The sequence below is a fragment of the Ruegeria sp. HKCCA5839 genome (genome assembly GCF_013035585.1).
GTDB lineage: Bacteria > Pseudomonadota > Alphaproteobacteria > Rhodobacterales > Rhodobacteraceae > Ruegeria.
The window spans coordinates 51701-65457 of record NZ_WQIE01000008.1 but is presented as its reverse complement, the minus strand read 5'-3'; the positions used below and the strand labels follow the sequence as shown (position 1 = coordinate 65457).

At 58.1% G+C, this 13757-nt stretch carries 11 protein-coding genes; 8 read left to right on the top strand and 3 right to left on the bottom strand.

Annotation, left to right across the window (positions count from 1 at the left end; translation table 11 throughout):
- Window positions 1-337: 337 nt before the first annotated feature.
- From xdhA to GOV38_RS18580, 8 genes are all read left to right on the top strand, one after another.
- The gene (xdhA, locus tag GOV38_RS18615; protein ID WP_171209325.1) at window positions 338-1738 is read left to right on the top strand and encodes a xanthine dehydrogenase small subunit; all 1401 of its coding nucleotides are present in this window, start codon (window positions 338-340) and stop codon (window positions 1736-1738) included.
- Window positions 1735-4146, top strand: a complete 2412-nt coding sequence (gene xdhB / locus GOV38_RS18610; RefSeq protein ID WP_171209326.1) for a xanthine dehydrogenase molybdopterin binding subunit — start codon at window positions 1735-1737, stop codon at window positions 4144-4146. The genes xdhA and xdhB overlap by 4 nt, the downstream gene beginning before the upstream one ends.
- Complete coding sequence (gene xdhC / locus GOV38_RS18605; RefSeq protein ID WP_171213029.1) at window positions 4136-5071, top strand: xanthine dehydrogenase accessory protein XdhC; 936 nt, start codon at window positions 4136-4138, stop codon at window positions 5069-5071. Before xdhB ends, xdhC begins: the two co-directional genes overlap by 11 nt.
- On the top strand, window positions 5068-6585 hold the full coding sequence (locus GOV38_RS18600) for an ABC transporter ATP-binding protein (RefSeq protein WP_171209328.1): 1518 nt from the start codon (window positions 5068-5070) through the stop codon (window positions 6583-6585). Before xdhC ends, GOV38_RS18600 begins: the two co-directional genes overlap by 4 nt.
- A 63-nt stretch (window positions 6586-6648) precedes the next feature.
- Window positions 6649-7731 (top strand): ABC transporter permease, encoded by a 1083-nt coding sequence (locus tag GOV38_RS18595; protein WP_171102566.1) that lies wholly within the window; start codon window positions 6649-6651, stop codon window positions 7729-7731.
- A gap of 1 nt (window position 7732) precedes the next feature.
- Window positions 7733-8653 (top strand): ABC transporter permease, encoded by a 921-nt coding sequence (locus GOV38_RS18590; RefSeq protein WP_171102568.1) that lies wholly within the window; start codon window positions 7733-7735, stop codon window positions 8651-8653.
- 31 nt (window positions 8654-8684) lie between these two features.
- Window positions 8685-9758, top strand: a complete 1074-nt coding sequence (locus tag GOV38_RS18585) for a BMP family ABC transporter substrate-binding protein (protein ID WP_171102570.1) — start codon at window positions 8685-8687, stop codon at window positions 9756-9758.
- A gap of 280 nt (window positions 9759-10038) precedes the next feature.
- The gene (locus tag GOV38_RS18580) at window positions 10039-11742 is read left to right on the top strand and encodes an adenylate/guanylate cyclase domain-containing protein (RefSeq protein WP_171209329.1); all 1704 of its coding nucleotides are present in this window, start codon (window positions 10039-10041) and stop codon (window positions 11740-11742) included.
- A 59-nt stretch (window positions 11743-11801) separates the two neighbouring features.
- On the opposite strand, the gene GOV38_RS18575 is transcribed toward GOV38_RS18580, so the two are convergent.
- From GOV38_RS18575 to GOV38_RS18565, 3 genes are read right to left on the bottom strand one after another with little or no spacing between them, the layout of a single operon-like run.
- A complete protein-coding gene (locus tag GOV38_RS18575; RefSeq protein ID WP_171209330.1) occupies window positions 11802-12227 on the bottom strand; it encodes a VOC family protein in 426 nt (141 codons plus the stop codon).
- On the bottom strand, window positions 12217-12948 hold the full coding sequence (locus GOV38_RS18570; RefSeq protein WP_171102576.1) for a proteasome-type protease: 732 nt from the start codon (window positions 12946-12948) through the stop codon (window positions 12217-12219). Before GOV38_RS18570 ends, GOV38_RS18575 begins: the two co-directional genes overlap by 11 nt.
- 11 nt (window positions 12949-12959) lie before the next feature.
- A complete protein-coding gene (locus GOV38_RS18565) occupies window positions 12960-13757 on the bottom strand; it encodes a transglutaminase family protein (RefSeq protein ID WP_171209331.1) in 798 nt (265 codons plus the stop codon).

Genomic DNA, 13757 nt, shown 5'->3' with positions numbered 1-13757 from the left:
CGCAACGCTAACCCAGCCCGTGCCCGGGCAAAAGAAGGAACCTGTAAGAAAAACTGCCTATCAATTCATCGCTGATTATTCGGGATTTCCTGAAGGTGCTTCGGGATCTTCTGGCGAACCACTCATAAATCTATTTCTTTCCAGAGCCTTACACCTTGCGTCGGCGCAACCATCGTTGAGTGGCGCATACAATTGTGCACAAAACAGGCAGTTTTTCTTGCCAGATCCGCCGCGCTGTTTCTAACATCTGACGGCAAGCTACCGCCCGCCACTCTTTCTACGTCGCATCGAAGGAGGGCCACAGGGGCGCAACCGGGTAAGGCGACGGGTTTCTCGAATGAACATCACGTTTCTTCTGAACGGAGAGACAGTGGAGCTGACGAATGTCAATCCGACGACAACGCTGTTGGATTGGCTGCGCGAAGAGCGCGGGCTGACCGGCACCAAAGAAGGCTGCAACGAGGGCGATTGCGGGGCCTGCACCGTTATGGTGACGGAAGCGGACAGCGCCAAGGCACTGAATGCCTGCATCCTGTTCCTGCCGCAACTGCACGGCAAGGCGATCCGCACTGTCGAAGGTGCCAGCGGACCAGATAAAGAACCCCACCCGGTGCAACAGGCCATGGTCGATTTGCATGGCTCACAATGCGGGTTCTGTACGCCCGGCTTTATCATGTCGATGGTTGCCAGCCACACGAATGGCGCGACCGACCATGACACCCAACTTGCGGGCAACCTTTGCCGCTGCACCGGTTATGCCCCGATCATCCGCGCCGCCAAAGCAGCCGAAACCCGGGATGTTCCCGACTGGATCACATCCGACCAATCCTTCTTCTGTTCTCAAATACCTCGGGGGGAGGCTGAAAGCCGGGGGGCAGAGCCCCCCTCCCACCTGCCCGAAAACAGCAATGAATTGGCAGAGCTCTACGTGCAACACCCCGACGCAACACTGATCGCTGGGGCAACCGATGTGGGCCTTTGGGTGACCAAACAGTTGCGCGATCTGGGCCCGGTCATCTTTCTCAACCGCTGCGATGACCTGAAACAGATCACCCTCACCGAAGAAGAAATCCGCATTGGCGCCATGGTCGATATGAACCGGCTGGGTGACGCTCTGGCCGACCTGCACCCGTCTTATGCGGAAATGATCCGCCGCTACGCCAGTGTTCAAATACGTCACGCAGCCACATTGGGTGGCAATATCGCCAATGGCTCCCCTATCGGAGACAACCCGCCCGCCCTCATTGCGCTTGGGGCAACCCTGCATCTGCGTAAGGGCGATGCGCGGCGGTCGATCCCGCTTGAGAACTTCTTCATCGACTATGGCAAACAGGATCGCGCTCCTGGTGAATTTGTCGAGGCCATCACTGTACCGCGCCAACCGGACCGGCTGAAAGCCTATAAGCTCAGCAAGCGGTTCGATCAGGATATTTCGGCTGTCTGCGGCTGTTTCAATATCACCGTAACGGATGGCACGGTTACGCAGGCACGTATCGCTTTTGGCGGTATGGCGGGCATTCCGAAACGCGCCACCCATGTCGAAGCCGCCTTGATCGACAATCCCTGGACACTCAACACGATCCACGCCGCGCTGCCCTGTTTCGCCGACGATTTTTCCCCTCTCACGGATATGCGCGCCTCGGCCACTTACCGCCTGCAAACCGCCAAAGCGATGCTGGAACGCTATTACCGCGAAGATCAGGGCGAGATCACAAATGTGCTGGAGGTGTCCGCATGAGCGTGACCAAACCTCTGCCGCATGACGCAGCACCGCTGCATGTCTCGGGCGCGGCGCGTTATGTGGACGATATTCCCACGCCCAAAGACACGCTCCATCTGGCCTTTGGTCTCAGCTCGATTGCCAAGGGCAAGATCACTGGGATGGACCTGACCGAAGTGCAAAACGCCACAGGCGTCGTGGCGGTGATGACCGCCAAAGATCTGCCCTTTGCCAATGATGTGTCTCCCTCGATCCACGATGAACCTCTGCTGTCTGACGGAACCGTTCATTATATCGGCCAGCCGGTGTTTCTGGTTGTCGCCACCAGTCATCTCGCCGCTCGCAAGGCAGCACGACTGGGCAAGATCGATTATGCCGCAGAAACGCCGATCCTGACGGTCGAAGAGGCACTGGCCGCTGACAGCCGGTTCGAAGATGGCCCACGAATTTATGCCAAGGGTGACGCCGACGCAGCCATTGCAGGCGCGGCTTATGTGATTGAAGACACGTTTGAAATTGGCGGGCAGGAGCATTTCTACCTCGAAGGTCAGGCCGCTTTGGCCCTGCCCAATGAGGGCGGGGACATGCTGGTGCACAGTTCAACCCAGCACCCGACCGAGATTCAGCACAAGGTAGCCGACGCGCTTGGTGTGCCGATGCACGCGGTCCGGGTCGAAACCCGCCGCATGGGCGGTGGTTTTGGTGGCAAGGAAAGCCAGGGCAACGCGCTGGCCGTCGCCTGCGCCATAGCGGCACGGGCAACAGGCAAAGCCTGCAAAATGCGCTATGACCGCGACGATGATATGGTCATCACCGGCAAGCGACACGCGTTTCGGATCGCATACAAAGCCGGGTTTGATGAGCACGGCCATATTCAAGGCGTCTCGTTCCATCATTACGCCATCTGCGGCTGGGCACAGGACCTGTCGCTGCCGGTGGCCGACCGCGCGATGCTGCATTCCGACAACGCATATCTGTTGCCCAATGCCCGGATTGAAAGCCATCGGCTAAAGACCAATACCCAATCTGCCACCGCCTATCGCGGCTTTGGTGGCCCGCAGGGGATGGTCGGCATAGAACGGGTGATGGACCACGCCGCGCATGTGCTGGGCCTTGACCCGGTGGAGCTGCGCCGCCGGAATTACTATGAGCCGGCGCATGCGGTAGCCGAGGTCGCTCCGTCCGAGAAGCCTTTGGGTCACCTCGACCCGCATGAGGACCTGACCAGTCGCGGCGCGGTAGAAACCGGTGACGCACCGGTTCGCCCTCTGCCCGTAGGAGGCAACACCACACCCTACGGGATGGAGGTTAGCGATTTCGAACTGCACGGGATGACCGAGGCTCTGCTGAAATCCAGCGACTACGCCTCGCGCAAGGGCGCCATAGCGGAATGGAATGCCCGGAACAGCGTGATCAAAAAGGGCATCGCCTTCTCTCCGGTCAAGTTCGGGATTTCCTTTACACTGACCCACCTCAATCAGGCGGGGGCGCTGGTGCATGTGTATCAGGACGGGTCAGTCCATCTGAACCACGGCGGCACCGAAATGGGTCAGGGCCTGTTTCAGAAAGTGGCGCAAGTGGCCGCGTCACGCTTTGGTATCCCGCTGGAGATGGTGAAGATCACCGCCACCGATACGGCCAAAGTACCCAACACCTCGGCCACTGCGGCGTCCTCGGGCAGCGACCTGAACGGGATGGCGGTCAAAGCCGCCTGCGACACCATTCGTGACCGGATGGCCGAGTATCTGGCCGAGCGGCATCAGGCGAACCCCAGCGCGGTGACCTTCGCCGACGGGCATGTTTCGGTGGGCGCAGAACGTTATACGTTCGCCGAAGCTGCGGCGCTCGCCTATCAGGGCCGGATCAGCCTGTCGGCCACGGGGTTCTACAAGACCCCAAAGATCGAATGGGACCGGATTGCAGGTCGGGGGCGTCCGTTTTTCTACTTCGCCCATGGCGCTTGTGTCACCGAGGTTGCGGTGGATACACTGACCGGTGAAAACCGCATCCTGCGCACCGATATTCTGCACGATGCCGGGGCGTCGCTGAACCCCGCCTTGGATATCGGGCAGGTTGAAGGTGGCTATGTGCAGGGCGCAGGTTGGTTGACGACCGAGGAACTGGTCTGGGACGGCAAAGGCAATCTGCGTACGCATGCGCCCTCAACCTACAAGATCCCCGCCTGCTCTGACCGACCGGACATCTTCAACGTGGCGCTGTGTGATGGTGAGAACCGCGAAGAGACAATCTATCGCTCCAAAGCTGTGGGAGAGCCCCCGTTCATGCTGGGCATCTCGGCCTGGTTGGCCTTGTCGAACGCAGTTGCGGCCTGTGGCGATAGGTATCCCGCGATGAATGCCCCCGCGACGGCAGAGGAAATCTGGCACAGCATCCAGCGCGTGAAGGAGGGATCCGATGGGGTTTGACCTCGACGCATTGCGCAATGCCGTCAACACCCACGGGCGCGTGGCACGCGTGGTCATCGCTGCGATCAAGTGCTCGTCCCCCCGCGAAGTGGGTGCGGCGATGCTGGTCTGGTCGGGCGGGCAGTCTGGCACGATTGGCGGTGGCACGCTGGAACATCAGGCCGCAGAGGTCGCACGAGGACAGACAACCCAATCCCGCCTGACACATCACGCGCTTGGCCCCGAGCTGGGGCAATGCTGCGGCGGGGCAGTTTCACTGCTGACCGAGGTCTATGACCAAAAGAGTGTTGAAGCTCTGGATGACTCGGTGATTGCACGGTCACCGTCGGGCGGTGACATGCCCCTTTCGGTCAAACGTCTGCTGGCCAAGGCCCGGGGTCAGGGCATCCTGCCTGAATCCCAATTGGTTGACGGTTGGATGGTTGAACCTGTGCACAAACCAAACCGCAAGCTTTGGATTTGGGGGGCGGGCCATGTGGGGCGTGCCTTGGTGGATGTCCTGAATCCACTGCCCGACCTAGCGATCACCTGGGTCGATACCGCGCCCGAGCGATTTCCCCAGACTATCCCTCACGCAGTGACCCACATTCCCGCCGCCAATCCGGCCGAGTTGGTACGTCATGCGCCGAAAGATGCAGAGCATCTTGTGCTGACTTATTCACATAATCTGGACCTGGAACTGTGCAACAGGCTGCTTTTGCACGATTTCCGCTTTGCGGGGCTGATTGGCTCGGCTACGAAATGGGCGCGATTCCGGTCGCGGCTGGCGGCTTTGGGCCACGTACCTGAACGGATCAGCCGGATCACCTGCCCCATCGGCGACCCCGGCTTGGGCAAACACCCGCAGATGATCGCCGTAGGCGTTGCCGCGCAGCTTTTGCGCGCGGCTCGACAAAACGAGTTGAAGAAGGACCTGAGCGCGTGACCACTCCACTTCTAAGCCTACAAGGGCTGACCAAAGCCTACCCCGGCGTAGTGGCCAATGATAAGGTGTCCTTCGACATCGGCGAAGGCGAGGTGCATGCGCTGCTGGGCGAAAACGGCGCAGGCAAATCCACGCTGGTCAAGATGATCTATGGGTTGGTGAAGCCAGACAGCGGCACGATGAAACTGCGCGGTCAGGTCTTTGCTCCACCAGAACCGCGCGCAGCGCGGGCTGACGGGATTGCTATGGTTTTTCAACATTTCTCGCTGTTCGACGCGCTAAACGTGGCCGAGAACATCGCGCTGGGCATGGAAAATCCACCACCGATGGGTGATCTGTCCGCACGCATCCGCGAGGTGTCGGAAACCTATGGCCTGCCGCTGGACCCGTTTCGCACCGTGGGCGACCTGTCGGCGGGGGAGCGGCAACGGGTCGAGATCATCCGCTGCCTGCTCCAAGACCCCAAGCTGCTGATCATGGATGAACCCACCAGCGTCTTGACGCCGCAAGAGGTCGAAATTCTGTTTGAGACGCTGAACAAACTGCGCTCCGAAGGCACTTCGATCCTCTATATCTCGCACAAGCTGGAGGAAATCCGCACGCTGTGCGATCACGCCACGATCCTGCGGTTGGGCAAGAATGTGGGTGAATGCGTGCCATCCGAGACCTCGGCCCGGGATATGGCCGAAATGATGGTCGGCGCAACTCTGCAAACGCCCGAACGGTCGGGCCGTGAGTTTGGTGAGGTTGCTTTGGATGTCAGCGGCCTGTCAGTGCCCTCTCCTTCGGAATTTGGAACCGCGCTGAAGAATATTCACATGACGGTGCGCAAAGGCGAGGTTCTGGGCATCGGAGGTGTGGCCGGGAACGGACAGGATGAATTGCTGGGTGTGCTGTCGGGGGAAATCCTGACCTCGGCAGACGCGATCAAGTTCAACGGTCAACCTATTGGCAAGCTGGGGCCCACCGCGCGTCGCAAACTGGGGGTTCTGACCGCGCCAGAAGAGCGTTTGGGCCATGCGGCGGCGCCGGATATGAGCCTGACTGAAAACGCCTTGCTCACCGGCTCGGTACGCGAAGGCCTTGTGAGCAGCGGGTTTCTGAAATGGTCCGACACCACGCGCTTTGCGGAAAAGATCATCAAGGCCTTTGACGTGCGCACTCCGGGGCCGGAAAACGCGGCACGGTCGCTTTCAGGTGGCAACCTGCAGAAATTCGTCATTGGTCGCGAGGTATTGCAAAACCCCGATGTGCTGGTCGTCAACCAGCCTACCTGGGGTGTGGATGCGGCGGCGGCTGCGGCGATCCGGCAGGCCCTACTGGACTTGGCGGCCGAGGGGACAGCGGTGATCTGCATTTCTCAGGATCTCGATGAACTGATGGAAATCTCGGACAGTTTTGCAGCGCTCAACGAAGGACGGCTGAGCGCGCCGCGCCTGACAGCGGTGCTGACTGTGGATGAGATCGGCCTGATGATGGGCGGAGCCCATGGCATGGAGGTGGCGCATGTGTGACGCGTTGTACCGCCTCCGGCGGCCGTATTTGGAACGAGAAGAAGCTGTGGCGGGGGTAAGCTGGTGATTGTGTTGGAGAAACGGCCACAACCATCCAAGATGTGGTCTTATGCGACCCCGCTGGTGGCGGTCATTGCCACGATGGTGTTCGGCGGCGTTTTGTTCGCCCTACTGGGCAAGAACCCGGTTGAAGCGATTGGTACAATCTTCTGGGAGCCTCTGTTTGGCGAGTTCGCCTTCTATTACCGCCCGCAATTGCTTGTAAAAGGCGCGCCTTTGGTACTGATCGCAATTGGCCTGTCACTTGGGTTTCGGGCTGGCATCTGGAATATCGGGGCCGAGGGCCAGTATATCATGGGCGCGATTTTCGGCGCGGCGGCGGGTCTGGCCTTTTATCCGCTTGAGGCGTGGTTCATCTTTCCGATCATGGTCATGGCCGGTGCGCTCGGCGGCTGGATTTGGGCGACAATTCCAGCGGTTTTGAAGGTTCGGTTTGGCACCAATGAAATCCTTGTCTCGCTGATGCTGGTCTATGTGGCCGAGCAGATGCTGGCCTCGGTTTCGCTGGGCTTGCTGAAGAACCCCGAAGGGTTTGGCTTTCCCGGCTCGCGCAACCTGCAGCAATATGAAAGTGCCTATAATGCCGAGCTGATCGCGGGATCGGGGATGCATTGGGGTGTGGTGACCGCCCTGATCGCGGTGATCTTTGCCTATGTGCTGCTGAACCGGCACATGCTGGGCTTTCACATCCGCTTGACCGGCGAAGCCCCGAGGGCGGCAAGGTTTGCGGGTGTAAATCCGGCGCGGCTGGTCCTCTTCTGTCTGGGCCTGTCGGGTGCTTTGGCCGGGCTGGCGGGGATGTTCGAGGTTTCGGGGCCATCCGGCGTGGTCAGCATCGATTTTAACGTCGGCTATGGCTTCACGGCCATTATCGTGGCTTTCCTGGGCCGCTTGCATCCGGTGGGCATCCTGTTGGCGGGTGGCCTGATGGCGTTGACCTATATCGGCGGCGAAATCGCGCAATCTCAGCTGGGCCTGCCCGCCGCCGCCATTCAGGTGTTTCAGGGGATGTTGTTGTTCTTCCTGCTGGCCTTCGACCTTTTGACCAATTACCGCATCCGTGCGGCCCGTAGCGAGGTGGCATGATATGGATCTTGGTGAAATCAATCCCGTCCTCCTAATCGCCTCGCTGATGGTGGCGGCAACACCGCTGCTGTTGGCTGCCATCGGAGAGTTGGTCGTCGAAAAAGCCGGCGTTCTGAACCTGGGTGTCGAGGGGATGATGATCGTGGGTGCGATCAGCGGCTTTGCGATTTCGGTCGAGACCGGCTCACCCTGGCTGGGCTTCATTGCCGCAGCAATTGGTGGTGCGGTGCTGTCGCTGTTGTTTGTGCTGCTGACGCAAGTGGCGCTGGCCAATCAGGTGGCGAGCGGTCTGGCGCTGACACTGTTCGGGCTGGGGTTCAGTGCGCTGATGGGGCAAGGCTATGTGGGCATCAAACCGCCCGATATGGCCGATATCCATATTCCGGTGATCAGTGATATCCCGGTGATCGGCCCCATCCTGTTTCAGCACGACCCGATCTTGTATCTGGGCATCGCGCTGACGGCCGCCGTCTGGGCCACGCTGAAATACACGCGTGTCGGGCTGATCCTGCGCGCTGTGGGCGAAAACCACGATGCGGCGCATGCGTTGGGCTACAAAGTCATCAAGATCCGCATCATGGCGATCCTGTTCGGCGGGGCCTGCGCGGGGCTGGGTGGGGCCTATATCAGCCTGATCCGTGTGCCACAGTGGACCGAAGGCATGACCGCCGGTGTGGGCTGGATTGCGCTGGCCCTGGTCGTGTTTGCCAGTTGGAAGCCATGGCGAGCCCTGCTGGGTGCCTATTTGTTTGGCGGCATCACGGTATTGCAACTGAATCTGCAGGCGGCAGGCGTTGCCATTCCCGTCGAGTATCTGGCAATGTCGCCCTATATCATCACGATCCTTGTGCTTGTGATCCTTTCGGCTGACAAGAGCAGCGCACCTGCCTCACTGGGCCGAACCTTCCATGCCTCACACTAGGGGCCAAATGAACCAACTTGGGGAGTAACACATGAAATTCACCACTCTATTGGCAAGCGCCGCCATGGCGCTTGGTCTGGCGACAAGCGCCATGGCCGAAGACAAAACAAAGGTCGGCTTTGTCTATGTCGGCCCCGTGGGCGACGGCGGCTGGACCTATGAACATGACAAGGGCCGTCTGGCCGTTGAAGAGCATTTCGGCGACAAAGTCGAAACCGTGTTTGTTGAATCGGTGCCCGAGGGGCCCGACGCTGAACGCGTGATGACCCAAATGGCGCTCGACGGCGCGGATCTGATCTTTACCACGTCGTTCGGTTATATGGACCCGACAATCAATGTCGCCAAGAAGTTCCCGAATGTGAAATTCGAACACGCAACCGGATACAAGACCGCCGACAACGTTTCGGTCTATTCCGCCCGTTTCTATGAGGGTCGCGCCGTTCAGGGGCATATCGCGGGCAAGATGACCGAGTCCAACATCATCGGCTATATCGGCTCTTACCCGATCCCCGAAGTGATCCGTGGCATCAACTCGGCCTATCTGCACGCCAAGGCCGTCAACCCGGATGTCGAGTTCAAGATCGTCTGGGCCTATACTTGGTTTGATCCGGCAAAAGAGGCGGATGCGGCCACCGTTCTGATCGAACAGGGCGCGGACGTTATCCTGCAACATACCGACTCGACCGCGCCGCAAGCTGCCGCGCAAGAGGCGGGCAATGTTGTGACCTTTGGCCAAGCCTCGGACATGAGCGAGTACGCACCCTTCCCGCGCGTCTCCTCGATCATCGACAACTGGGCACCCTACTACATCGCCCGCACCCAGGCCGTCATGGACGGCTCGTGGGAGACGGTGAACACCTGGGACGGTATCCGCGAAGGCATGGTTGAAATCGGCGAGATCTCGGACCGCGTACCTGCGGATGTCAAAGAAGAGGCGCTGGCCATGAAAGCGGCCATGGCCGCGGGCGAATACCATCCCTTTACCGGACCGATCAACAAACAGGACGGAAGCGTTTGGCTGGCCGAGGGCGAAGTGGCGGATGACGGCACCCTGGCCGGTATGAACTTCTATGTAGAAGGCCTTGAGGGCGAAATTCCTCAGTAAGCCGATCATCAAACGAGATCAGGCCCGCTGTGATCGGCGGGCCTTTTTTGTTTGGACATCTATCATCTGTTTGACACTGCCTTGCGCAAGCTGGCCCACCTTCAACATGTATTGATGAGTGCGAGCCTGCCCAAAACGTTTCAAAGAAACATCGCGCCCAATGGCCTTTGCGCGCTGAAGAGATTGCTCGAGTTTCCTCGTCAGATGTTTCCTCGCAATTGTTTCGCCAATGGATTTCCGACAAGCGTTTCGTTAGCTTCAACTGTGTATAGGAGCAGAAATGGCGCGACGGCTAGCAGCGATACTAATGGCAGACGTGGTCGAATATTCGCGTCTGATGCGAGAGGATGAGACCCGCACTCTGGCAGCGTTGCAGCAGTTTTGGGCTGAAATTTTTGATCCGATCGTCGCTGAGCGAAGGGGACGGATCGTAAAGAAAATGGGCGACGGAGCGCTCTTGGAGTTTTCCAGTGTGGTTGATGCCGTCGAGGCGGCGCTCAAGATACAACGGCGAAACATCGAGGTGAATGGTAAGATCCGACTTCGGATCGGCGTCAATCTTGGTGACATCATAATCGATGATGATGACATTTTTGGTGACGGCGTGAACGTAGCTGCCCGTCTCGAAGCTTTGGCCGAGCCCGACGGAATTTGCATTTCGTCGCTGGTGCACGAAAGTGTGGGAAACAGGGTCGAAGCGAGTTTCGTCGATGCCGGTGAGCACGACATAAAGGGGCTGGAGCGTCCAATCCGGGTTTTTCGCTGGCCTGAAAAAGGAGCGGTACAGGCAAAGCAGGATAAGCCATCTATCGCGATCTTACCGTTTGAAAACCTGTCGAGTGACCCGGATGACGAATACTTTTCCCAGGGTGTTGCGGATGACATCGCTACCGACTTGTCCAAAATTTCAGGTCTCTTTGTTGTGGCCCGTAACGCGACCCGAGAATACAAAAACCGATCCCAATCCGTTGGGGAAGCAGCGGTTGAACTGGGCGTTCGCTACATTCTTCAAGGAACTGTTCGCAGGGGAAGCGGTCGCGTGCGTGTGAACGCCAGTCTGATCGATACAGACAATTCAATCCAACTTTGGGCTGACCGTTTTGACGGCGATTTGGCGGAAGTCTTTGAGTTTCAAGATCGTATCGCCGAAAGCATTGTTGCCACTTTGGCCGTCACTCTTACTCAGGCAGAGCAAGATCGTGCGTTCCGAAAAGTGGTCAAAAGCTTGAAGGCTTACGACTATGTGTTGCAAGGCAATGCTTTTCATGCGCGCAGCACCAAGATCGACAACGCCAAAGCGATGGAACACTATTCCCGCGCCATCGAACTGGATCCCGAATACGCACCAGCACATGCAGGGCTCGCATGGGCCTTGGTGCACGACGCCAACCAACGGTGGGGGTCTGATCCCGAGGCCTCGCTTGATCTGGCTTTGAAGCATGCAAAACGTGCTGTGCAGTTAGACGTCAGCCTGGGCAAGGCTCACATGGTTCTTGGGGATGTTTATTGCTGGACAAAACGGCACTCGCTTGCGGTCGCAGAAGGGCGAAAAGCTGTCGAATTGGAACCCAGCAACGCCGACGCTCATTTTGCGTTGGGTTACTATCTCATAGCGGCCGGTGCGAGCGAAGAGGCCGTTAAAGAGGCGCAACTCGCTTTGCGATATAACCCGGTATTTGCCATGGGTTTCTATTACGAAGTGTTGGGAACGGCACTATACCTCACCAAGAGTTACGACGCTGCTATCGCGGCGCTTGAAGAGGGACTGGGAAAATATCCGGATCATGACGGGTTGCACCAGCTATTATCAGCCACCTACGCGAAGCTAGACGACTTGGACGCAGCTCGTGTGCATTCGCAAGAGTATCTTAGACTGAGACCAGAAGACTCACTTACGAAAATCTCTGAACGGCTTCCTTACAAAAACAAGAGTGACCTGGAACATCTCATAGACGGTTTGCGTCTGGCTGGCTTGCCAGAATGATCTTATCTGACCCTAGTGGCACCGAAAACAGCGTCGAAAACCGACAAGCAGAGCCCGCATCACATCATTGTCGAGACCTGTTGGTGAACCTCAATGATGTTGCCTTCGGGGTCTTGAAAGAACACCTGATGCCATTCCTTGGAAAACGTCGTGCCGTAGTCGGAATAGGGGATGCCCTTTTCGTCAAGCATCTTGAGGAACCCTTTTAGATCATCGGTGCGAAAGGCGATGTGGCCGCGTTCAACGGGGTTGATGACGTGTCCGTTCTTGAAGGCTACACCAAAATCGCGCTCGGCTAGGTGCATCTGCATATGGCCATCGGTGGCAAACTGGATGTTGCCGTCATAGCCCTTATCTTCATTGGCCTCGGATCGGGGGAAATTCTGCTGTGGGATGTCATCAAGACCCAACACATTCGTATAGAAGTCGTGCAAGCGGTCCACATCATCGGCCACAAAGTTTATGTGGTGAAATTCAAGTTTCATATTCGGGCAACTTGGATAGGGCCGATTTCAAAGCGTCTCCCCACCCGTCCGAGATTGTTCGGAAATAGGGGTCGTCGGCCTCGAACCGGGATTTCTCACCAGCTTCAAAACTGTCTTCGGTGTAAAGCAGCAAGTCCAGCGGGGCACCAACCGACAGATTAGCTTTGATCGTCGAATCAAAACTGACCAGCAACAGTTTCACCGTTTCGGGAAAGCTCATATTAGGGTCGTAGGCGCGCACCAATATGGGGCGGCCATATTTGGTCTCGCCGATCTGAAAGAACGGTGTATCGTCGCCTGCTTCGATGAAGTTTCCTTCGGGATAGATCAAGAAAAGGCGCGATTCCCCGCCTTTGATCTGACCACCCAGAATAAGGGTGGCATGGAAGGCGCTGTCAGCCTCTTGGCCCGACCGCCCGTGTTGTTCGATGACGTCGTTCAGTGTTTCGGCGACAATTTGCGCCACCTGGAACATCGTTGGCGCTTCAAGGATCGAAGGGGACCGATCTGCCGGGGCTTTGGTGCGTTCTTCCAGCAGGCTGATGGTTGCTTGCGTTGTCGCCAGATTGCCTGCGGTCAAAATGGTGATCGCCCGTTCACCCTCGACCGTCCAATTGAACATTTTGTTGAAGGTAGAGACGTTGTCGACCCCCGCATTCGTGCGCGTATCGGACATGAACACCAATCCGCGCTTCAAACGCATCCCTACTGCGTAGGTCATCTAAGTCTCCGTCACTGCTGTGCAACTTGCAACTGAACACTCAGTTGCTCGGCCGCATGCCCAAGCCTGCTGCCTACTACCGGGGCCGCCTGCGTATAATCCAGCCCTGTCGCAACGCGCACATAGCGATTGTCGGGCGATATGCCGTTCGAGACGTCGAACCCGACCCAGCCCAGCCCGTCCAGATGAACCTCGGCCCAGGCATGGGTGGCATCCTGAAGCTCGGTCTCGTTCATCATCAGATAGCCCGAAACATAGCGTGCGGGCAGCCCCATATGACGGGCACAGGTGATGAAGATGTGGGTATGGTCCTGGCAGACGCCGCACCCAGCTTCGATGGCGTCCTCGGCGCTCCAGTCCGGGCTCGAACTGCCGATCTTGTAGGTCACCGCCTGCCGGATTGCCTCGGAAAGCGCGTGCATCTGCTCCAAGGGTTCGAGCTTGGGCAGCGAGCGGACTAGTTCCATACAGCCCCGACCCGGCTTGGTCTGTGTGGTGCCGCGTTGAAACAGCCATAGGGGCGTTGATCCTTCGTGACGTCCCAGAACACCATGAGTATCCTCGACCTCGACCACGCCTTCCGAGATCAACACAACAGTCTGCGTGTTGGGTTCAAAGCTGATCAATTCAACCGTGTTGCGGTGATAGTCTTCAAAGCTCAGCTCTTTTCGACCACCTTCGATCTCGGTGGTCCAGTTGATGATCTGCTGATTGCGAAAGGATTTCGGCGTCTTTCTCAGCTGCTGCAGCCCAAACGGCACCGGCGCGTCAAAATCATATCGGGTTTCATGTTTGATCCGTAGTTTCAT

What these genes read in the sequence shown, in the direction of transcription:
- xdhA (WP_171209325.1), top strand. Translation starts at nt 338, where the DNA reads ATGAACATCACGTTTCTTCTGAACGGAGAGACAGTGGAGCTGACGAAT.
- xdhB (WP_171209326.1), top strand. Translation starts at nt 1,735, where the DNA reads ATGAGCGTGACCAAACCTCTGCCGCATGACGCAGCACCGCTGCATGTC.
- xdhC (WP_171213029.1), top strand. Translation starts at nt 4,136, where the DNA reads ATGGGGTTTGACCTCGACGCATTGCGCAATGCCGTCAACACCCACGGG.
- GOV38_RS18590 (WP_171102568.1), top strand. Translation starts at nt 7,733, where the DNA reads ATGGATCTTGGTGAAATCAATCCCGTCCTCCTAATCGCCTCGCTGATG.
- GOV38_RS18585 (WP_171102570.1), top strand. Translation starts at nt 8,685, where the DNA reads ATGAAATTCACCACTCTATTGGCAAGCGCCGCCATGGCGCTTGGTCTG.
- GOV38_RS18580 (WP_171209329.1), top strand. Translation starts at nt 10,039, where the DNA reads ATGGCGCGACGGCTAGCAGCGATACTAATGGCAGACGTGGTCGAATAT.
- GOV38_RS18575 (WP_171209330.1), bottom strand. Translation starts at nt 12,227, where the DNA reads ATGAAACTTGAATTTCACCACATAAACTTTGTGGCCGATGATGTGGAC.
- GOV38_RS18570 (WP_171102576.1), bottom strand. Translation starts at nt 12,948, where the DNA reads ATGACCTACGCAGTAGGGATGCGTTTGAAGCGCGGATTGGTGTTCATG.
- GOV38_RS18565 (WP_171209331.1), bottom strand. Translation starts at nt 13,757, where the DNA reads ATGAAACTACGGATCAAACATGAAACCCGATATGATTTTGACGCGCCG.